Annotated in this window: 17 protein-coding genes; 8 read left to right on the forward strand and 9 right to left on the reverse strand. The window is 67.1% G+C overall.

What is annotated here, in order from left to right:
- The first annotated feature begins 56 nt into the window (after positions 1-56).
- Positions 57-764: a 2OG-Fe(II) oxygenase gene (locus IP83_RS10595; RefSeq protein WP_054122188.1), complete on the forward strand. Its 708-nt coding sequence runs from the start codon at positions 57-59 to the stop codon at positions 762-764.
- A 6-nt stretch (positions 765-770) separates the two neighbouring features.
- On the opposite strand, the gene IP83_RS10600 is transcribed toward IP83_RS10595, so the two are convergent.
- The gene (locus IP83_RS10600) at positions 771-1,970 is read right to left on the reverse strand and encodes an exo-beta-N-acetylmuramidase NamZ domain-containing protein (RefSeq protein WP_054122189.1); all 1,200 of its coding nucleotides are present in this window, start codon (positions 1,968-1,970) and stop codon (positions 771-773) included.
- Positions 1,967-2,503, reverse strand: a complete 537-nt coding sequence (locus IP83_RS10605; RefSeq protein ID WP_054122190.1) for a DOMON-like domain-containing protein — start codon at positions 2,501-2,503, stop codon at positions 1,967-1,969. The genes IP83_RS10600 and IP83_RS10605 overlap by 4 nt, the downstream gene beginning before the upstream one ends.
- Before the next feature lie 33 nt (positions 2,504-2,536).
- On the opposite strand from IP83_RS10605, the gene tyrS reads away from it, so the two are divergent.
- From tyrS to IP83_RS10635, 6 genes are all read left to right on the forward strand, one after another.
- A complete protein-coding gene (tyrS, locus tag IP83_RS10610) occupies positions 2,537-3,778 on the forward strand; it encodes a tyrosine--tRNA ligase (protein ID WP_054122191.1) in 1,242 nt (413 codons plus the stop codon).
- Positions 3,779-3,902: 124 nt separating this feature from the next.
- Complete coding sequence (locus IP83_RS10615; protein WP_054122192.1) at positions 3,903-4,241, forward strand: PilZ domain-containing protein; 339 nt, start codon at positions 3,903-3,905, stop codon at positions 4,239-4,241.
- Between the two features lie 111 nt (positions 4,242-4,352).
- The gene (locus IP83_RS10620) at positions 4,353-6,485 is read left to right on the forward strand and encodes a TonB-dependent receptor (protein WP_231625004.1); all 2,133 of its coding nucleotides are present in this window, start codon (positions 4,353-4,355) and stop codon (positions 6,483-6,485) included.
- 57 nt (positions 6,486-6,542) lie between these two features.
- On the forward strand, positions 6,543-7,841 hold the full coding sequence (locus tag IP83_RS10625) for an MFS transporter (protein ID WP_054122203.1): 1,299 nt from the start codon (positions 6,543-6,545) through the stop codon (positions 7,839-7,841).
- Positions 7,838-8,755, forward strand: coding sequence for a cysteine synthase A (cysK, locus tag IP83_RS10630; protein ID WP_054122193.1), 918 nt, complete (start codon positions 7,838-7,840; stop codon positions 8,753-8,755). The genes IP83_RS10625 and cysK overlap by 4 nt, the downstream gene beginning before the upstream one ends.
- A gap of 5 nt (positions 8,756-8,760) precedes the next feature.
- Positions 8,761-9,456 (forward strand): dienelactone hydrolase family protein, encoded by a 696-nt coding sequence (locus IP83_RS10635; RefSeq protein WP_054122194.1) that lies wholly within the window; start codon positions 8,761-8,763, stop codon positions 9,454-9,456.
- Here IP83_RS10635 and IP83_RS10640 read toward each other — a convergent pair.
- From IP83_RS10640 to IP83_RS10660, 5 genes are all read right to left on the reverse strand, one after another.
- Positions 9,453-10,910 carry a phosphotransferase gene (locus tag IP83_RS10640; protein ID WP_054122195.1) on the reverse strand — a complete coding sequence of 486 codons (1,458 nt, stop codon included), beginning with the start codon at positions 10,908-10,910 and terminating at the stop codon, positions 9,453-9,455. The genes IP83_RS10635 and IP83_RS10640 overlap by 4 nt on opposite strands.
- A gap of 71 nt (positions 10,911-10,981) precedes the next feature.
- A complete protein-coding gene (locus IP83_RS10645) occupies positions 10,982-12,781 on the reverse strand; it encodes an acyl-CoA dehydrogenase C-terminal domain-containing protein (RefSeq protein WP_054122196.1) in 1,800 nt (599 codons plus the stop codon).
- A gap of 20 nt (positions 12,782-12,801) precedes the next feature.
- On the reverse strand, positions 12,802-13,302 hold the full coding sequence (locus IP83_RS10650; protein ID WP_197274339.1) for a MerR family DNA-binding transcriptional regulator: 501 nt from the start codon (positions 13,300-13,302) through the stop codon (positions 12,802-12,804).
- Between the two features lie 32 nt (positions 13,303-13,334).
- Positions 13,335-13,694: a phosphoribosyl-AMP cyclohydrolase gene (gene hisI / locus IP83_RS10655; protein WP_255352076.1), complete on the reverse strand. Its 360-nt coding sequence runs from the start codon at positions 13,692-13,694 to the stop codon at positions 13,335-13,337.
- Between the two features lie 465 nt (positions 13,695-14,159).
- Positions 14,160-14,933: a ComF family protein gene (locus IP83_RS10660; RefSeq protein WP_054122198.1), complete on the reverse strand. Its 774-nt coding sequence runs from the start codon at positions 14,931-14,933 to the stop codon at positions 14,160-14,162.
- Between the two features lie 80 nt (positions 14,934-15,013).
- Here IP83_RS10660 and IP83_RS10665 point away from each other — a divergent pair, with 80 nt between their 5' ends.
- Positions 15,014-15,811 (forward strand): methyltransferase domain-containing protein, encoded by a 798-nt coding sequence (locus IP83_RS10665; protein ID WP_054122199.1) that lies wholly within the window; start codon positions 15,014-15,016, stop codon positions 15,809-15,811.
- Between the two features lie 126 nt (positions 15,812-15,937).
- On the opposite strand, the gene ppdK is transcribed toward IP83_RS10665, so the two are convergent.
- On the reverse strand, positions 15,938-18,601 hold the full coding sequence (gene ppdK, locus IP83_RS10670) for a pyruvate, phosphate dikinase (protein WP_054122200.1): 2,664 nt from the start codon (positions 18,599-18,601) through the stop codon (positions 15,938-15,940).
- Positions 18,602-18,675: 74 nt separating this feature from the next.
- On the reverse strand, positions 18,676-19,943 hold a 1,268-nt coding region (locus IP83_RS20195), incomplete at its 5' end, for a glycine--tRNA ligase subunit beta (RefSeq protein WP_231625005.1).

The following is a 19,943-nucleotide window of genomic DNA, read 5'->3' on the forward strand; positions in this document are numbered from 1 at the left end:
CCCGGAATACACCATCGCCTACACCGGAAATTACACCACGAGCGCGGACGCTAGCAATGGAATCTGTATCCCAAGCTATCGCCGCGCTCGACTGGAATGCCCTGTCGCAAAGCCTCGACACCCTCGGCTACGCGCTCACACCGCGCCTGCTCGATGCAGACGCCTGCGCCGCACTCGCTGCGCTCTATGCGGAGGACACACGCTTCCGCTCCACCGTCACCATGGCCCGCCACGGCTTCGGCAAGGGCGAGTACCGCTACTTCGCCTACCCGTTGCCCGATACGGTGCAGGCGCTGCGGACCGCGCTCTACCCGCCGCTCGCGCGCATTGCCAACCTGTGGTCGGAGCGCCTCGGCCAGTCAGACATCTGGCCCGAGAGTCACGCGGCGCTGATCGACCGGTGCCACGCCTTCGGCCAGCCGCGCCCCACCCCGCTGCTGCTGCGCTACCGCGCGGGCGACTATAACTGCCTGCACCAGGACCTCTACGGGCCGATCCACTTCCCCTTGCAGGCCGTCGTCATGCTGAGCCCGGACAACAGCTACACCGGCGGCGCGCTGACCCTGGTCGAAAACCGCCCCCGGATGCAGAGCCGCGTCGAGGTCGTTCCCATCCGCCAAGGCCAGATCGCCATCGTCCCGGTCCGCGACAAACCGCGCATGGCCTCAGGCGGCTGGTCGAAGTCCGCGATGCGTCACGGGGTAAGCACGGTGCTGTCAGGCGAACGCCAGACGCTGGGGATCATCTTCCACGATGCGAGTTGAACGGCTTCAATAGAGCAGGAACGGCGCCCGCACGTCGCGCCACGCCGCTTCATCTGGCCCGGCCAGCGCTTCCAGATCGACCGCAGTGCTTGCCGGATTATCAACCCACTCGCGCAGCCCCGGCCCGCCGTTGATCACATCGATCGCCAGCTTGTCGGTAACGTACTCATAGGGGAAATCGCGCCAAAGCGGATAATCGGGATAAAGCCGCCGGATTGTCTTGAACGCCAGCGCCTGCAGCCGCCACGGCTTGAACGCGTGGTGATCGTAGAAGCCGCCATCGGCATGGACCATCAGCGCATTGCACAGCTTGCCGACATGCTTGTGGAACGTCGGCTCGAACCAGCATTCGCGCAAAGCACAGCCTGCAAGCCATTCGGGGGCAAAGGCCCGCATTTCTGCCAGCACCGCCTTGGCATCCACATCCGGCGCGCCGAACAGCACTTCGAGCGGCCGCGTCGTGCCGCGCCCTTCCGATACCGTCGCGCCCTCGATCATCACCGTGCCCGCATAGGCCCGCGCCATGTTGAGGCTCGCCGCATTGGGCGAGGGATTGATCCAGATGCGGTTCAGCGGCCATCCAAATCCGGGGCCTTCCGGCTCCCAGCCCTCCATCGCCACCACGCGGTAATCCACATCGAGCTTGAAGTGGTCAACAAACCAGCGGCCCATCTCGCCCAAGGTCATCCCGTGCCGCATCGGCATCGGCCCCGCGCCGACAAAGCTCTCCCATCCGGCCAGCAAGGTCGTGCCTTCCACCGGGCGGCCAGCGGGGTTGGGCCTGTCGAGCACCCAGACCACCTTGCCGGTGCCGCTTGCGGCCTCGAGCAAATAGAGCAGCGTGGTCACGAATGTGTAGATCCGGCAGCCGAGATCCTGCAGGTCGAACAGGAACACATCGGCGCTGTCCATCATCCGCGCGGTGGGCCGCCGCACTTCGCCATAGAGGCTGAACACCGGGATCCCGAGCGCCGGGTCGATGAAATCCTCGGTCTCGACCATGTTGTCCTGCTTGTCGCCGCGCAGGCCATGCTGCGGCCCGAAGGCGGCGGTGAGCGTGATCCCCGGGCAAGCCGCCAGGGCGTCCAGCGAATGGACCAGCCCTTCCGTCACCGAAGCGGGATGGGCGACGAGGGCCACGCGCTTGCCCTCCAGCGGAGCACGCAGCGCCGGGTCGGCGAGCAGGCGATCGATACCGAATTTCATGGGCGGACCGGTGCCGCAAGCCGCCCGGCGAAGCAAGCCGGATCATGGAAGTCCGGCCTCTCCGGCGGATGCGCGATGGCCCAGTACGACTTGTGCCCGCCGTCCTCCTCGATCACGGCCGTCAGACCATAGTCCCAAGGCAGCGGCGGAAGCGCGCTCGCCGGGATCGCCGCATCGAAGATCAGCACCGACTGGCCACGCCGGGGCGTGCAGACCGGCGCGCGCTCCATCGCCCGCTCGGCCATGCCGGCGCGGTAGCCGGTGAAATCATAGGCAGCCCAGCGTTCGGACGGGGAAAGATTGAACTCCGCATACCCCTCCCCGTCCTTCACGAAGAGCTCGAAGCACGTCGTCTGCCACAGCCCGTCCGTCCGGGCCCGTCCGGCAAACGGCGGCAGGACCAGTTCCTGCGCCCCTTCCACCTTCCAACGCATTGTGAGCCAGTTGCCGTCCAACGACAGGATGCGCGCGGCAACGCCCGTCACAAGTCTGGCCGGAAATGCCGGATGCGCGGTCAGGTCGAACGTTTCCAAGCCCCGAACTTTCGTGCTAGGCGCCGCGCCATCATGACCCAGCACACCTCTGCCTACACCTCTTCCCTCCTTCGCCTGCTCAGCGAGCGCGGCTATATCCACCAGCTCACCGATGCCGAAGGCCTCGATGCGCTTGCGGCGAAGCAGATCGTGCCGGGCTATATCGGCTTCGACGCGACCGCGCCATCGCTGCACATCGGCAGCCTGGTGCAGATCATGATGCTGCGCCGCCTGCAGCAGACCGGGCACAAGCCGGTCGTGCTCATGGGTGGCGGCACCACGCGGATCGGCGACCCGACCGGGCGCGACGAGAGCCGCAAGATGCTGTCGGACCAGACCATCGAGGACAACATTGCCTCGATCCGCCAGGTCTTCGCCCGCCTGCTGACATTCGGCGATGGGCCGACCGACGCAGTCATGGTCAACAACCATGATTGGCTGGGCAAGCTCGGCTATATCGAGCTGCTGCAAGAAGTCGGCACGCACTTCACCGTCAATCGCATGCTCACTTTCGATTCGGTGAAGCTGCGGCTCGACCGCGAGCAGCCGATGACGTTCCTCGAATTCAACTACATGATCCTGCAGGGCTACGATTTCCGCCATCTTGCGCTGCATGACGGCGTGCGGCTGCAGATGGGCGGCTCGGACCAGTGGGGCAATATCGTCAACGGCATCGAGCTCGCCCGCCGCAAGGACGGGAACGAGGTCTACGGCCTTACCACCCCGCTGCTGACCACGGCAGACGGCGCGAAGATGGGCAAGACGGCCGCCGGTGCTGTCTGGCTCAATGAAGATGCGCTGCCCGCCTGGGACTTCTGGCAGTATTGGCGCAATGTCGACGACCGCGATGTCGGCCGCTTCCTGCGCCTGTTTACCGATCTCCCGCTCGACGAGATCGCCCGCCTCGAATCGCTCGGCGGGAGCGAGATCAACGCGGCCAAGGTCGTGCTGGCGAACGAAGTCACCAAGCTCGTTCGCGGGGCCGAAGCGGCGGCGGCAGCGGAAGCGACAGCAGCGGCCACCTTCGCGGGTGGCGGCGTCGGGCAGGACCTGCCCTCGCTGGACGTTGCGGCGGACAGCGTTGGCCTGATCGACGCGCTGATCGGCCTCGGTTTCGCAGCCAGCCGGGGCGAGGCCAAGCGCCTGATCGCCGGTGGCGGCGCGCGCGTGGAAGGCGAGGCGGTAACCGACGAAGCACATGTCATCACGCTCGGCGGCGGCGAAGTCCGTGTTTCCTCCGGCAAGAAGAAACACGGCGTCCTGCGCCCCGCCTGACGGCAAAGACCAGCCGTTAACCGGCAAGTCCTTGCCGTAAAGCGGCAGAACGGTGCCGGGCCTTTACGAAATATCAGCCAATTGTCGCCAAAGCTCTGGTGCTTGCCCAGCATTAGGAGGACCCATGGCCAGCGGCGCACAGCTTTCCGTCACCGATCAGCGGCTTTCCACCCGCCATCCGGTCGACTTGCCTCTGATCGGCGAACACCGCCGTTTGGGCGACGTGATGCTGCATGTCATCAACATCTCGACCACCGGATTCATGGTGAAGGGCGAAGTCGCGCTGCAGCGGGGCGAACGAATCACCATCCGCTTGCATCACATCGGCCGGATCGAGGCGTTCCTTGTCTGGAGCGACGGCACCCGCGCCGGATTCCAGTTCGAGCGCATCATCCGGGGTGACGACTTCCTCATGATGATCAAGTCGTTGCAACCCAATCCGAGGCTCCACCGCAGCCGTTGATGCAATGCAGCAACGGCCATGCGGCAAAGCGGCATTCTTTGTCGATTTACGCTTGTGATATTATATCATCACGCTAAAGCAGCGCCCGACAGTCCATAACGGGTGCACTCGATGTCCATGTCCAAGATTCTTGCCGGCACAGCTTTCGGCGCGCTGGCGCTTGCTTCCATCACCCCCGCCATGGCCGCGACCGATGACTCGGCCGGTGGCGCGCCGCAGCAGGCCTCGACCCACGAACACGGCGGCGAGGTCAACACCGGACAGCCCGACGATGCCGGGCACACGCCCATTGTCGTCACCGGCCGCCTGATCTCGGGCGACCGCGACTCAATCGTCGCGCCGGTGGTCATCAACGGCGACGAACTCGCCCGCCACGCCGCCGCGCAGATCGGTACCTTGCTGGCCCACCTGCCCGGCGTTTCCACCACCGGCTTCGCCCCCGGCGCCTCGCGGCCTGTCCTGCGCGGCTTCGATGGCCCGCGCGTGCAGATCCTGACCGACGGTATCGGCTCGCTCGACGCGTCTTCGGTCTCTGTCGACCACGGCGTCGCCATCGACTCGCTCAATGTCGAACAGATCGATGTGCTCCACGGACCGGCTGTGCTGCTCTACGCCGCTGACCCGGCGGGCGGCGCCGTCAACGCGCTCGAGCGGCGCATCCCGCGGCGCATGCCGGACAAGCCGATCAGTGCCGAAGCGGTTGCCGGTTATGGCAGCGCAGCCGATTCGGTAAACCTTGCCGGCACGGTCGACGTGGCGCTCGCGCCGCGTCTGGCCGCCCACTTCGATGCGTCCTACAACCGCGCGAGCGATGTGAGGATCGGCGGCAATGTGGTGTCCGACGCGCTGCGTACCCGTTCGCTCGCCGAAGCAGCCGATCTTGCCGCCGGCGGTGATCAGGACGCGGCGGACATCCTCACGTCGCAGGTGAATGCGCGCGGACGCCTCGCCAATTCGTGGGCGCGCGGCACCACCGTCAGTGGCGGCCTCGCGTTCATCGACAGCGGCGGCTCGCTGGGCATCGCCGTGCAGCGCCTGACCAGCGACTACGGCATCCCGCTCCGCCCCTCGACCGATCCCGAAGCCGTCTCGATCGCGCTCCGTCAGACCCGCGTCGATCTTCACGGCAGCGTCAATCTTGGCGGGTTCTTCGATCGCCTCGATTTCCGTGGCTCGTTCGGCGACTATACTCACGCCGAAATCGTCGGCGGCGAGGCCGAGGCGCGCTTCTACAACAAGGGCATCGAATCGCGGCTGACCCTCACCCAGGCCAAGCGCGGCGGCTGGCGCGGCGAAAGCGGCATCCAGTTCGGCACCCGCAATTTCCGCATCGACGGCGAGCCGCTGGTCCCCAATTCGGTCACCGAGCGATTTGCCGTCTTCACACGGCAGCAGCTCAGCCTCGGCACGTTCGATCTCGAAGGCAGCGGCCGCTTCGAACACGTCAGCATCGTGCCCAAGGAAGCGCAGAGCCGCAGCTTCAATCTCTTCGCCGCCGGCGCCGGTTTCGCCTGGCATCCGGTCGAAAGCCTGACGGTGAGCCTCTCGGCAACCCACGGCGAGCGCGCACCGAGCCCTGAGGAACTGTACATCAACGGGGTGCACGAGGCGACGCAGTCCTACGAGCAGGGCAATCCCGCGTTCCGGATCGAACGCAGCAACACGCTCGAGATCGGGCTGCGCTACCACAGCGACCGCTTCGCCGGTGCCGTGACCGCCTATGCCACCAACTTCGACAACTTCATTGCCCCCGTGCCGACCGGAACCCGGATCGAGGACGTGCCCGCCTTCCAGTTCATCCAGGGCGACGCCCGGTTCCGCGGTATCGAAGCGGAAGGCGCATGGAAGGCTATCCGCTGGGCCGATGGCAGTGCGCTCTCGGTCGAAGGCGCGGTCGACTACGTCCATGCCAGGATCATCGATGTCGGGCCTGCCCCCCGCATCCCGCCCCTGCGCGTGCGCGGTGGCCTGAGCTACGAAGCCGAGCGGTTTGGCGCGAATGTGGAGGCGGTCTACAACGCCCGGCAGGACCGCGTCGCCTCCAACGAGAACCCGGTCGACGCCTTCACCCTGCTCAACGCCAGCGTCACCTGGCGGCCCGGCGGCAAGAACAGTCCGGCCTCCTTCATCCTCTCCGGTGACAACCTGCTCGATGTCAATGGCCGCCTTGCCACATCGGAGACGCGGGACTTCGTTCCGATCGCCGGTCGCAATGTGCGGATCACGCTCTCACTGAAGATTTAAACCGCGCCTTAGTTTTGCTTGCTTGGCAAGGGCGCGCCGCGCTGCCATTCGGACGGCGTGACCTTGCCAGCAGACGATCCGCGCTCGCCGCTCGACATCCCGGACTACCGCCGCTTCTGGCTGGCGCGGTTCCTCTCGGTCTTCGCCACGACCGGGATGGTGGTGGTGCTGGGCTACCAGCTCTATGACGTGGCGCGCAGCCAATATGGCATGAGCATCGGCACCGCGGCGTTTCAGCTGGGCCTGCTCGGCTTGGCGCAGTTCCTGCCCGTGCTGCTGCTGACCCCGGTGGCGGGCCTGATTGCTGACCGGTACGACCGGCGGATCGTCGCGGGCTCCGCCGTCGGGATCGACATGGTCGTCGCGCTTGTGCTGATGCTGGCGACCATTGCGGGCCACCTCAATCTGCCGCTGCTCTTCGCGCTCGGCGCGCTGCACGGCACCGCGCGCGTGTTCATCGGGCCTGCCATGGCCTCGATCGCCCCCAATGTCGTGCCCGTCCGCCTGATGCCGCGCGCGGTGGCGATCAATTCGATGGCGTGGCAGACCGGTTCGGTCGGTGGCCCGGCGATTGCCGGCCTGCTCTTCGCACAGGCCCCCGCGCTGCCCTATGCCATTTCGACCCTGCTGCTGGGCCTTGCCACGATCTCGGTTTTCCGCATCCGTCCCCTCCCCCCGCCAGACGAGAACAAGCGCGCGCATCCGCTGTCGCAGATCGTCGGCGGGCTGACCTTCGTGTGGCATGACCGCTTCCTGTTCGGCTGCGTCACGCTCGATCTCTTTGCCGTTCTGCTCGGCGGCGCGACGGCGCTGCTGCCGGTCTATGCCCGCGATATCCTGATGATCGGCGGGCATCACGTCGGCGCCAACGGCCTTGGCATCATGCGCGCGGCACCGGGTGCTGGCGCGGTCGTGGTCGCGCTGCTGCTGGCGCGGAGGCCCATCGAAAGCAGGGTCGGCGCGAAGATGCTGTTCGCGGTTGCCATCTACGGCGCGGCGACCATCGGCTTCGGCTTGAGCCGCGACTACTTCTTCTCGCTCCTCATGCTGGCCTCGCTCGGTGCGGCGGACATGGTCTCGGTGTTCATCCGCAACACGCTGGTCCAGCTGCACACGCCTGACGGGGTGCGCGGCCGCGTCTCGGCGATCTCGGGCCTTGCGATCTCGGCCTCGAACGAACTGGGCGAAATGCAGTCCGGCGTGGCAGCCGCGCTCCTCGGCGCAACCGGCGCGGTTGTATTCGGCGGCGTCGGTGCGATAGTCATTACCGCGCTGTGGGCGGTCTGGTTCCCCGAGCTCAGGCTGGTCCGCACGTTTGCAGACAAGACACTTCACCAGAAGGAGCATGCGACATGAAGGCGGCCAATATCCTCGCCACCATCGGCAATACCCCGCACATTCGCCTCTCCCGCCTGTTTCCCGACCACGAGGTATGGGTGAAGAGCGAACGCACCAATCCCGGCGGCTCGATCAAGGACCGCATCGCCCTCGCGATGATCGAGGCGGCGGAGGCTGACGGCAGCCTCAAGCCCGGCGGCACCATCGTCGAGCCGACTTCGGGCAACACCGGCATCGGCCTTGCCATGGTCGCGGCGGTCAAGGGCTACAAGCTGATCCTCGTCATGCCCGAATCGATGTCGATCGAGCGGCGGCGGCTGATGCTGGCCTATGGCGCGACATTCGACCTCACCCCGCGCGAGAAGGGCATGAAGGGCGCCATCGCCCGCGCGCTGGAGATCGTCGACGAGACGCCGGGCGCATGGATGCCCGCGCAGTTCGACAATCCGGCCAACGTCGCCGTTCACGTGCGGACCACTGCTGCGGAAATCCTCGCCGACTTTGCCGCTGCCCCCATCGACGCGCTGATCACCGGCGTGGGCACTGGCGGGCACCTCACCGGCTGCGCTGAAATGCTCAAGGGCCACTGGCCCACCATGAAGGCCTGGGCGGTCGAACCGACGCTCTCGCCGGTGATCTCGGGCGGCCAGCCTGCCCCGCACCCGATCCAGGGCATCGGCGCCGGGTTCATCCCGGGCAACCTCCATACCCAGGCCATCGACGGCGCGATCCAGGTCGATCCGGCGGACGCCAAGGAATGGGCCCGCCGCGCCGCACGCGAGGAAGGCATGCTCGTCGGCATCAGCTCGGGCGCCACGCTTGCCGCCATCGCCCAGAAGCTGCCGGACCTGGCCGCCGGCAGCCGCGTCCTCGGCTTCAACTACGATACCGGCGAGCGCTATCTCTCGGTGCCGGACTTCCTGCCGGAGTAGGCCCGTTGGAACATCTGGCCTATCAGGATGGTGATACCCGGCTGACGGGGTGGCTTGCCCGCCCCGTCGGCACTCCGCGCGGCGCGGTGCTTGTCCTGCCCACGATCATGAACCCCAACGAGCCGATGGCGCGCCGCGCGCAGATACTGGCCGATGCTGGCTTCCTCGCGCTGGTCGCCGATTTCTACGGCGAGCCGGTACGCGATTTCGAGCATTCGATGGCGCTGGCAGGCGTACTCAGAGCCTCGGTCGATGGTTACCGTGCGCGGCTGCGGGCGGCGCTGGATACGCTGACCGGGCTACCGGAAGCGCAAGGCCTCAAGGCCGCCGCCATCGGCTACTGCATGGGCGGTCAGGCCGCGCTGGAACTCGCGCGTGACGGCGCGGACATCGTGCTCGCCGCCAGCTTCCACGGCATTCTCGAAACCGGCCGCCCGGCCGCACCCGGCGCGGTCAAGGCGCGCATCCTTGTCTGCCATGGCGATGCCGATCCGCTCGTGCCCCGCTCGCAGGTCACCGCCTTCTGGGAGGAAATGGATGCCGCCGGGGCCAACTGGCACTTCCACGCCTACAGCGGCGTGAAGCATGGCTTCACCGATCCGGGCAGCGACGCGCGCGGTGTCCCCGCCATCGGCTACGACGCCAGCGCGGACCGCCAGAGCTGGGCCGCGCTGACGGGGCTGTTCGCGGAAGTCTTCTAGACCACGCCCCAATCGCGCAGCGCCGCCACGTTGCGCTCGGCCAGTGTGAGCAGCAGCCGGTCGCCGTGCTCACTCGGCGGCATGGCCAGCACCGCGCCCACGGTGAAATAGAGCGCCAGCGGCAGCGATCCCGCAAACTCGGCCCGTGCCTGCGCAAGCGAGTAGGCGGGATCGATGGCTGTGATCGCCGCGTGATGGCGCTCCAAAAGGCTCTCGTCGATGTTGCGGCGATCCTCGACGGCAAGGGAGCCCGAGAGGAAGTAGGCAAGGTCGAACATCGGGCTGCCCCGATCAGCGAACTGCCAGTCGATCAGCCAGGCTTTCGAACCCTCCGGGCCATCCTCGAACAACACGTTGTCCACGCGCGGTTCGCCGTGGACCAGCGTGCGGCCCCTGGGCATCGCGGCGAAGTGGCGGGGCAGGTCGGCAACGACAGTATCGATGGCACCGAGCAGCGCGGGATCGGTGCGCCCGGCAAACCGCTCACGGAAGGCCTTGGCTGCAAGGGTATTGGTGGCCGCGGCCGTTTCCGCACCGGCTGCGCGGTTGTAGAGCCAATCGACGGTGGCGAGCCTCGGATCATCCCAGAACGCCGCATGCAGCCCCGCCAGTTCCTTCGCCACAGCCTCGGCTTCCGCGACGCTGCAGCCGGAAATCTGGTCGCCTGCCCGGGTTCGCTCGGAGAGGTCCTCGAGCACGAGATTGATCGTGCGTCCATCAGGCCCGACATTGCGCCAGAAGCAGCGCGGTGTGGCCAGCGGCGGCTCCTCGCCCAGAAACCCGTAGACCTCGCATTCGCGGCGGTACACATCGTGCGCTGCGGCTATTTCCACCGCCTGCCCGATACCGGACGTCAGCTTCGCAATCACCGAGCGGACCGCGTCAGCGGCATTGGCGTTGTAGGTGATTTCGGCGCGCACCGTGGCGGATAGATTGCCGTGGCCGATGGGCTTGGTGTTGAGCAGGCTGACGCGCGGCGCGGCGATCCCGGCGTGTTGCAGCACGGCCTGAACCCACTGCGGGGTAATCTGGTCGGCACTGGCGATCAGCGCGGGCGGCGCCAGGTCCTCGGGCACCGAGGCATCACCCTCGCGCCCCCAGAAGCCCGGCGTGTAGCTCGAATTCCAGCAATCGGTGAACTTGCCATCGACCGCCTTGAACACTTCGATCCCGCACAGCTCGATCCGCTCGCCTTTGCGGGTGTGCATGTTCCACACCGAAGTGACATAGGTCTCGTCGGCGAGCAGCACTTCGTGCGTGAAACAGGGTTCGAGCTTCTCGCTCTGCTGCCGAACGCGGGCGATCTGGTCCTCCACCGAAAGCGCGGTCACGCTGCCGGGATCATGGCGGATGATGGGATCGGCGCAGATCTCGCGGATCAGCTCGGCGCGCCGGTTGTTCCAGACTTCATCCCAATAGAGCTCGATCAGCTCGCGCGGGCTGTGGTGCGCCATCCATCCATTCCCCGACCATTTTAACTGATCGGTTAATCGCGCGCGCCGCTCCGGAGGTCAACCGCGAACAATCAGGCGGCGAACTGCTCCGCCGTCATGCTCATCACGGTCTCGGCCCCTGCTTCCACTTCGTAGCGCAGCGCGCCCGCCTGCGGGGCAAAGCGCAGCGCCCAGTGCCTGGCGCAGAGCAGCTTGGCCTCGTAGAACGCCGTGTCCGCGCCTTCGGTGCCAAGTGCCACGGCGGAGATTCTCGCCATGCGCAGCCACATCAGGCCGAGCGAGACAACGCCGGTCAGCGTCATGTAGGCATAGGCGCCCGCGCCGATGGCGTTGGGATTGCTCATGCCGTTCTGCAGGAACCACATCGTCGCCGCCTTGAGGTGGCCCGCAGCCTTGGCCAGCCGTTCGGCGACGAGCTTCACTGTCTCGTCAGCGCTCTCCTCGGCGCACGCGGCGTCGATCATGGCGAACAGCCGCTGGATCGCGCGGCCGCCATTCTGCGCGAGCTTGCGGCCGACAAGGTCCATCGCCTGCACGCCATTGGCGCCTTCGTAGATCATCGCGATGCGCGCATCGCGCACGAACTGGTCCATGCCGTTCTCGGCGATATAGCCGTGCCCGCCCCAGACCTGCTGCATGTCGGTCGCGGTCTTGTAGCCCATGTCGGTGCCGTAGCCCTTGATCACGGGGGTGAGCAGGCTGATGAGGTCGTCCGCCGCCTGCCGCTCCTCCTCGGTCGCGGCCTTGTGCGACAAATCGACCTGCAGCGCCCCCCACAGGCACAGCGCGCGCATGCCGCCGATGAACATCTTGGCGTCCATCAGCATGCGCCGCACGTCGGGGTGGACGAGCAGCGGATCGGCCTTCTGCCCGGGCTCCGCCGCCCCCGTCAGCGCGCGGCCCTGGCGGCGCTCCTGCGCATAGAGCAGCGCGTTCTGGTAGGCGGCTTCCGCTTGCGCGTGGCCCTGGATGCCGACGCCGAGCCGCGCCGCGTTCATCATGATGAACATCGCGGCGAGGCCCTTGTTCTCTTCGCCGACCAGCCAGCCCTTCGCGCCGTCGTAGTTCATCACACAGGTCGCGTTGCCGTGGATGCCCATCTTGTGCTCGATCGAGCCGACCGACACCGCATTGCGGTCACCCAGCGAGCCGTCCGCGTTCACAAGGAACTTGGGGACGATAAACAGCGAGATACCCTTGCTCGATTCTGGCGCACCCGGCGTCTTTGCCAGCACGAGATGGATGATGTTCTCCACCAGATCATTGTCACCGGCCGAGATGAATATCTTGGTGCCTGTGATCGCATACGATCCGTCCGCCTGCGGCTCGGCGCGGGTGCGGATGAGGCCAAGATCGGTGCCGCAGTGCGGCTCGGTCAGGTTCATCGTGCCGAGCCATTCGCCGCTGACCATCTTGGGCAGATACGTGGCCTGCTGCTCGGGCGAACCCTTCGAGGAAATCGCCGAGATCGCGCCGTTGGCAAGGCCCGGATACATCGCGAAGGCCTGGTTGGCGCTCGCGAGGAACTCCTCCATCACGAAGCCGATCACATGCGGCAACCCCTGCCCGCCATGGACTTCGGGCGCCGCCAGCGTGCCCCAGCCCGCCTCGACATAGCGGGCATAGGCTTCTTTGAAGCCCTTGGGCGTCGTCACGCTGCCATCGGGATGGCGGGTGCAGCCTTCCTGATCGCCCGACAGGTTGAGCGGCGCGACAACCTCGTTCACGAAGCGCCCGGCTTCCTCGATCACGCTGTCGGTGAGGTCGCGCGTCGCGGCGGCGAAACCCGGCAGGTGCCCGTACTGCTCCAGATCGAGCACTTCGTTGACAACAAAACGGGTGTCGCGGGTCGGCGCCTGGAAAACGGGCATGGGATTGGTCCTCTCTGGTCTTATTCAGGGTCGACGTTGCGACCTTCAAGCTTCTCGCGTTCGATCAGCAGCGCGACGAAACTGGTCAGCTCGGCAATCGTCGCGTTTATATCGGCCTGCTGGCGCTTGAGGTTACCGATCCGCTCGCGGCACTTGTCGATTGTGACGCGGCGCTGCTTCGCGCGGCCGTCGCCGAGATCGTAGAGATCGATCATGTCGCGGATTTCGGAGAGGCTGAAGCCCACGTTCTTGGCGCGCATGATCCAAGCGAGCCGCGCCCGGTCGCGCTTCGAATAGATGCGGGCTAGGCCGACGCGGGTCGGCGCGATCAGGCCCTCGTCCTCGTAGAAGCGCAGCGCGCGCGCGGTCACGCCGAACTCGCTGGAGAGGTCCGAGATCGTGAACTGCTCGCGCGACAAGGCATCGGGCTGATGCAGATGGCCGGTATGATCGCCGCTGCGAGCCGGGCGAACCGCCGCAGGTGCCCGCTCCGGGCTGGACGTAAGGGGACGCGAGGACATGTCGCGAGACCTAACTACCCTTTACGTAAGCGTCAACCGCCGATCCGCTCCAGTCCCCCGTCCGCCGTGATCCGGCGGTAGAAACAGGATGGCGCCATGGTATGGCAAGCCGGCCCCGCCGCCTCGACGCGCAGTTCGAGCGCATCCTGATCGCAATCGACGCGGATCTCGATCACCTTGAGCACGTGGCCCGATGTCTCGCCCTTCATCCACAGCCGTCCGCGCGACCGCGAGTGGAAATGCGCAAAGCCAGTCTCGCGCGTGCGGGCAATCGCTTCGGCATCCATGTGCGCCAGCATGAGCAGCGCGCCGGTCGCATGTTCGACCGCGACGGCCGTGACGAGTCCCGCAGAATCGAAACGCGGCATGAACGCCGCGCCCTGCTCGCGCAGCTCGGTTTCGGGAGATTGCGTGGAAATGGGACTGGCCTTTCGCTTCAGGCACCCGATCAGGTGTCATTTTGTTGCAGGATAACCACATGCCCCTGCGAAAATCCATGGGGCGAGAACAACATGCTTTAACCCCGCCCCGCAATCGCGGATGAAGGCGGGGTGGTTTGAGGGAACCACATCCGCGTACCGGACGAACACCCGGACGCACGCATACAGGCCAGAGTTCAGGGTTCAAATCAGATGGGGCCGATGGCCGCGCCGCTCCCCTTGATTGGGCAGGGCAGTGCGGCCGGAGGAGAGAAGCTCAGGGATTTCGGCAGGAGCCATCCGCCGTCACATGCCAGCAGAAGCTGGGGCCAGCGAGGGGCAGGCCGTGATGGAGTGGTTCCTGAACCGATCAGGTATCGTCACGGGAACGCCCGGAGTTAACGCTCCGGGCGTTTCGTGTTTCAGGCTTTGAGTTTTTCAGGCAGCGAGCGGCGCGTCCTCACGTCCAGCCTGATTGTGCGCTTCATCGAGCACCCGCGCAAAGCAGGCGATGCGCACTTCGCTCGCCCCGGCCTTGCGCAGCGCCGCGAGACAGGCATCGGTGGTCGCGCCGCTCGTCATCACATCGTCGACCAGCAGCACTTTCGCACCTTTCAGCCGCTCGGCCCGGCGTGGGTGGGCCGTTATCGCGCCGCGCAGCGCCTCGGCCCGGGCGCGCTTGCCCAGGCCGCCGAGCGAAGGCGTCCGCTTGCGCCGCTCCAGTCCGTCAACGACGAGCGGCTGCCTGATCGTCTTGGCGATCCGCTCCGCCAGCAGCGCCGATTGGTTGAAGCCGCGCTCCCACAGCCGCCAGCGATGGAGCGGCACCGGGATGACCAGCCATTCGCCTTCCAGATCGGGCAGGCGGCGCACCATGAGGCGCGTCAGCAGGTCCGCGAGCGCGATCCGCTTGCCGCGCTTGAACGCCAGCACCAGCTCGCGCGAGGTATCGTTGTAAAGCGTCGCCGCCGCGATTCCGGCATGGCCCGGGGGCTCTGCCATGCAGGGCGCGCACTGGACCTCGCCCGAGCGCACCATGCTGTCGGCCAAGGGCCGCTGGCATGTGCTGCAGGCCGGCTCTCCGGGCACGGCCAGCTTGGTCCAGCAGGCGGCGCAGAGCCCGCCCTGCTGCGCCAGCGCATCGCCGCACAGCGGGCAGCGCGGCGGGAATATCAGATCGATCACCGGGGTCAGGAACGCGAGGCTCGCCATGGCCCGGAGTGTCTGCCCGAGTGCCGGGATTCGCAAGAGGGACTTGGCAAGCGGCGCGCCGCGCGGCAGGGGCGTCGGCGATGGCCAGCCCCACTCCCCCCACCATCTTCGCCCCTGCCCGCCGCCGCGCGATGCGCGGGCGGATGCGTGTGCTGGAGCGCCGCCCCGATGCGCCCCGGTTTCTGGCAGAGGACATGGCCGAGGACGTGCTCGACCGCCTCGCCTTCCTGCGCCATCACCCTCAGCGGGCACTGGTGGTGGGCGATGCGACAGGCCTGCTGGCCGAGGCGCTGACGGCGCAAGGCTGCAAGGTTGTCCGCGCCGATCCCGCCCCGGTCGCAGGCGAGCTCGCCATCGACGAGGAACAGCCCCTCCCCGACCAGGGCTTCGAGCTCATCGCCCAGCTCGGCACGCTCGCCACGATCAACGACCTGCCCGGCGCCATGCTCCATATCCGCCGCGCGCTGGCGCCCGATGGCCTTGCCGTGATGAGCCTGTGCGGCGCGGGCAGCGTCCCGTCACTGCGCCAGATCATGGCGGAGACCGACGGCGACCGCCCCGCCGCGCGGATCCACCCGCAAGTCGATGTTCGCGCGGGCGGCGATCTCCTCCAGCGCTGCGGCTTTGCCGAACCGATGAGCGACAGCCGCATGCTCGACGTGCGCTACTCCAGCCTGCGCCGACTGGTGGCAGACCTGCGCGCCCAGGGCCTCGGCAATTGCCTCGCGCGGCCCGGACCGCTGCTGGGCAAGGCGGGCCTCGCGCGGGCCGAAGCGGCGTTTGCGGCCTTGGCAGATGGCGACGGGCGCGTCACCGAGCGCTTCGCGATCCTGACGATGAGCGGCTGGAACAAGGCCCTCCGGCCGCCGAAGTTCTGAACAACAGGTCCGCCCTCCCACTCCCCGCTCATGCTGAGCCTGTCGAAGCATATGGCGCAGCGCTTGCAGACACACCCTTCGACAAGCTCAAGGTGAGCGGTGAGAGTGGATGGCTACCGCACCGGGTTACCCGAGCGCCGCCTGCGCTGCCGCCAGCCGGGCAATCGGCACGCGGTAGGGGCTCGCCGAGACGTAATCGAGCCCGACCTTCTCGCAGAACGCGATCGAGGCCGGATCGCCGCCGTGCTCGCCGCAGATGCCGAGCTTGATGCCCGGCCGCGTCTCGCGCCCGCGCACCGCCGCCATCTCGACCAGTTGGCCGACACCTTCGATATCGAGGCTGACGAACGGGTCGCGCGGGTAGATGCCCTGTTCGACATAGGGCCCGAGAAAGCGCGCGGCATCGTCGCGGCTGACGCCGAGCGTGGTCTGCGTGAGATCGTTGGTGCCGAACGAGAAGAACTTCGCTTCCTCGGCAATCTCGCCCGCCATCAGCGCGGCGCGCGGCAGCTCGATCATCGTGCCGACGAGGTATTCGAGGCGGCGGCCCTTCTCGGCGAACACGGCCTCCGCCGCCCGGTCCACCAGACCGCGCAGGATGAGCAGCTCGCGCCGGGTGGCGACGAGCGGGATCATCACTTCCGGCACGACCGCCTCGCCCGATTTCTCGGCGACATCGCAGGCCGCCTCGAAGATCGCGCGGGCCTGCATCTCGTAGATTTCGGGGAACGTGATGCCGAGGCGGCAGCCGCGGTGACCGAGCATCGGGTTGAACTCATGCAGTTCGGCCGCACGGCGCTTGAGGTGATCGGTGCCGAGGCCAGTGGCTTCGGACAGTTCGGCAAACTCCAGCTCGCCATGCGGCAGGAATTCATGCAGCGGCGGATCGAGCAGGCGGATGGTCACCGGAAGGCCTGCCATGACCTCGAAGATCGCGGTGAAATCGGCGCGCTGTTCGGGCAGGAGCTGGTCCAGCGCGCGGCGGCGGGTCACTTCGTCCTCGGCCAGAATCATCTGGCGCACCAGCGAGATACGGCCGGCATCGAAGAACATGTGTTCGGTGCGGCAAAGGCCCACGCCTTCAGCGCCGAACTGGCGCGCAACCTGGCAATCGAGCGGCGTTTCGGCGTTGGCGCGCACTTTCATGCGGCGGTGGCGGTCGGCCCAGTCCATCAGCACGGCAAAATCGCCGACGAGTTCGGGTTCGACCATCGGCACCGCGCCCGCCATGACATCGCCGTTCGAGCCGTCGAGCGTGATGACATCGCCTTCCTTCACCTCGCGCGTGCCCATCCGCGCGGTGCGGGTGGCCATGTCGATCGAGATGCCCGAGGCGCCCGAAACGCAGGGGCGGCCCATGCCGCGCGCCACGACCGCCGCGTGGCTGGTCATGCCGCCGCGCGCGGTGAGCACGCCCTTGGCGGCGTGCATGCCGTGGATGTCTTCGGGGCTGGTCTCGACGCGGACGAGGATGACATCATCGCCCAGTTGCGCGCGGTGCTCGGCGCTGTCGGCATCGAACACGACGATGCCGGTCGCCGCGCCCGGCGAGGCGGGCAGGCCGCGGGTGAGCACATCGCGCGGCGCGCTGGGATCAAGCGTCGGGTGGAGCAGCTGGTCGAGCGCCATCGGATCGACGCGCTTCACCGCGGTCGCCTCGTCGATCAGGCCCTCGCGCGCCATGTCCACCGCCATCTTGAGCGCGGCCTTGGCGGTGCGCTTGCCCGAGCGGGTCTGCAGCATCCACAGCTTGCCCTGCTCGACAGTGAACTCGATGTCCTGCATGTCCTTGTAGTGGAGCTCGAGCAGGTCGAACACGCGGGCGAGTTCGGCATAGGCCTCGGGCATCGCCTCTTCCATCGAAAGCGGCTTGGCACCCGCCCGCTCGCGCGCGGCCTTGGTGAGGTACTGCGGGGTGCGGATGCCGGCGACGACGTCTTCGCCCTGTGCGTTGACGAGGTATTCGCCGTAGTAGGCGCGCTCGCCGGTCGCGGGGTCGCGGGTGAAGGCAACGCCGGTGGCCGAGGTTTCCCCCATGTTGCCGAAGACCATCGCCTGCACGTTGACCGCGGTGCCCCAGTCATGCGGGATCGCATTGAGGCGGCGATAGACCTTGGCGCGGTCGCTCTCCCACGAATCGAACACCGCGCCGATCGCGCCCCAGAGCTGCTCGTGCACGTCCTGCGGGAACGGGCGGCCGAGTTCCTCTGCGACGATGGCCTTGTATTCGCCGACGAGTGCCTGCCAGTGCTCCGCCCCCATCTCGACATCGGCGAAGAAGCCGTTGTCTTCCTTGGCGATCTCGAGCGCATCCTCGAAGCGGTGGTGATCGAGGCCAAGCACGACGTCCGAATACATCTGGATGAAGCGGCGGTAGCTGTCCCACGCGAAGCGCGCATCGCCCGACCCGGCGGCGAGGCCTTCGACAGTCGTGTCGTTGAGGCCGAGGTTGAGCACGGTGTCCATCATCCCCGGCATCGAGACGCGCGCGCCCGAGCGGACCGAGACGAGCAGCGGGTTCGCCGGATCGCCGAAGGTGCGGCCCGTGGCCTGCTCGATATGGGCAACGCCGCCCGCGACACCGGCGCGCAGGTCGTCGTCGAAGGCCTTGCCGGCGGCATTGTAGGCCGTGCAGACTTCGGTGCTGATGGTGAAGCCGGGAGGAACCGGCAGGCCGATGCCCGCCATCTCGGCAAGGTTGGCGCCCTTGCCGCCCGTAATGGTCTTGTCGCGCGAGCGCGGATCGCTGTTGGTGGCTCCGCCGCCGAAATGGAATACGTATGCGCTCATAAGACCAAGCGGTTCCCTGCGAATGTGCCTGTGTCCGGGTTTTTCCCGGATTCGCGATGAATGGATGAGCTGCCTTAGCCCTCTATACGCGAAAAGTCCGCAACTTTGTGCACTGCAGCACGGAAGCGGTCAAGCAGTCCCAGCCGCCCTGCCCGTTTGGCCGGGTCCGCATCGTTGACGGTAACGCTCTCGAAGAACGCGTCGATGGGCGCGCGCAAGGTGGCGAGCGCGGCCATGGCGGTGGTGAAATCTTCCGCCGCAACAGCAGCTTCGGCGCGCGGTTCGGCCGCATCGAGCGCATCGACGAGCGCCTGTTCGGCCGGCTCGGCCTGATAGCCCTCCCCCGCTCGGGGGAGGGTTGGGTGGGGGTGCTCTGCACTTGCCGACGGGGGATACCCGTCCCCCGCCCCCTCCCCAACGGGGAGGGGAGAAGATGTGAAGCCTTCCTTCTTGAGGATATTGGCGGCGCGCTTGTACCCGGCGATGAGGTTCGCGCCGTCCTCGGTGCCGACGAAGGCCTGCAGCGCATGGACGCGCGCGAGCAGGCGGACGAGATCGTCCTCACCGCCGAGCGCGAAGACCGCGTCGATGAGATCGTGGCGCACACCGGCCTCGCGCTGCTGGACCTTGAGGCGGTCGGCGAAGAAGGCGACGAGCGCCGCCGGCGTCTTGCCGACGACCTCGGGTGCGGAACGCAGGAACTCCAGCGCGAGCTGCGAATAGGGCTCGAGCTTGATCTCGAAATCGCCCAGCTCGGCGGTGAAATCGGCGATGCGGGCGGCAAATTCGTCCGAGGGCAGCGAGGGGTGCGGCTGCAGTTTGCCGATCTTCTCGATGTAGACGGCGAAGTTGACGTCCCCCGCCACCGCGCGATCGAGCACCGAGGCGAAGACGCTGGCGATGGCCCCGCGCAGCACGGTGGTGAGATTGCAGCGCACTTTTCCGGCGAGCAGAATCTGGATCACGCCGAGCGCAGCGCGGCGCAGCGCGAAGGGGTCCTTCGAGCCGGTGGGCTTCTCGTCGATGGCGAAGAACCCGGCCAGCGTATCGAGCTTGTCCGCCAGCGCGACGGCCACGGTGACCGGCGCGGTCGGCACGTCATCGCCCTGGCCGACCGGTTTGTAATGATCGCGGATAGCATCGGCGACAGCGTCCGGCAGACCTTCGGCGCGGGCGTAGTAGCCGCCCATCAGGCCCTGCAGTTCGGGGAATTCGCCGACCATTTCGGTGACAAGATCGGCCTTGCACAGCCGCGCGGCGAGCTCGGTCTGGGCGGCGAGCAAAGCCCTCCCCCGGTCGGGGGAGGGTTGGGTGGGGGTGCGCTGCGCCTGCGAGGGGGGAG

Source organism: Novosphingobium sp. AAP93, assembly GCF_001296055.1.
GTDB lineage: Bacteria > Pseudomonadota > Alphaproteobacteria > Sphingomonadales > Sphingomonadaceae > Novosphingobium.

What these genes read in the sequence shown, in the direction of transcription:
- IP83_RS10595 (WP_054122188.1), top strand. Translation starts at nt 57, where the DNA reads ATGGAATCTGTATCCCAAGCTATCGCCGCGCTCGACTGGAATGCCCTG.
- IP83_RS10600 (WP_054122189.1), bottom strand. Translation starts at nt 1,970, where the DNA reads ATGAAATTCGGTATCGATCGCCTGCTCGCCGACCCGGCGCTGCGTGCT.
- tyrS (WP_054122191.1), top strand. Translation starts at nt 2,537, where the DNA reads ATGACCCAGCACACCTCTGCCTACACCTCTTCCCTCCTTCGCCTGCTC.
- IP83_RS10615 (WP_054122192.1), top strand. Translation starts at nt 3,903, where the DNA reads ATGGCCAGCGGCGCACAGCTTTCCGTCACCGATCAGCGGCTTTCCACC.
- IP83_RS10620 (WP_231625004.1), top strand. Translation starts at nt 4,353, where the DNA reads ATGTCCATGTCCAAGATTCTTGCCGGCACAGCTTTCGGCGCGCTGGCG.
- cysK (WP_054122193.1), top strand. Translation starts at nt 7,838, where the DNA reads ATGAAGGCGGCCAATATCCTCGCCACCATCGGCAATACCCCGCACATT.
- IP83_RS10640 (WP_054122195.1), bottom strand. Translation starts at nt 10,910, where the DNA reads ATGGCGCACCACAGCCCGCGCGAGCTGATCGAGCTCTATTGGGATGAA.
- IP83_RS10645 (WP_054122196.1), bottom strand. Translation starts at nt 12,781, where the DNA reads ATGCCCGTTTTCCAGGCGCCGACCCGCGACACCCGTTTTGTTGTCAAC.
- IP83_RS10650 (WP_197274339.1), bottom strand. Translation starts at nt 13,302, where the DNA reads ATGTCCTCGCGTCCCCTTACGTCCAGCCCGGAGCGGGCACCTGCGGCG.
- IP83_RS10660 (WP_054122198.1), bottom strand. Translation starts at nt 14,933, where the DNA reads ATGGCGAGCCTCGCGTTCCTGACCCCGGTGATCGATCTGATATTCCCG.
- IP83_RS10665 (WP_054122199.1), top strand. Translation starts at nt 15,014, where the DNA reads ATGGCCAGCCCCACTCCCCCCACCATCTTCGCCCCTGCCCGCCGCCGC.
- ppdK (WP_054122200.1), bottom strand. Translation starts at nt 18,601, where the DNA reads ATGAGCGCATACGTATTCCATTTCGGCGGCGGAGCCACCAACAGCGAT.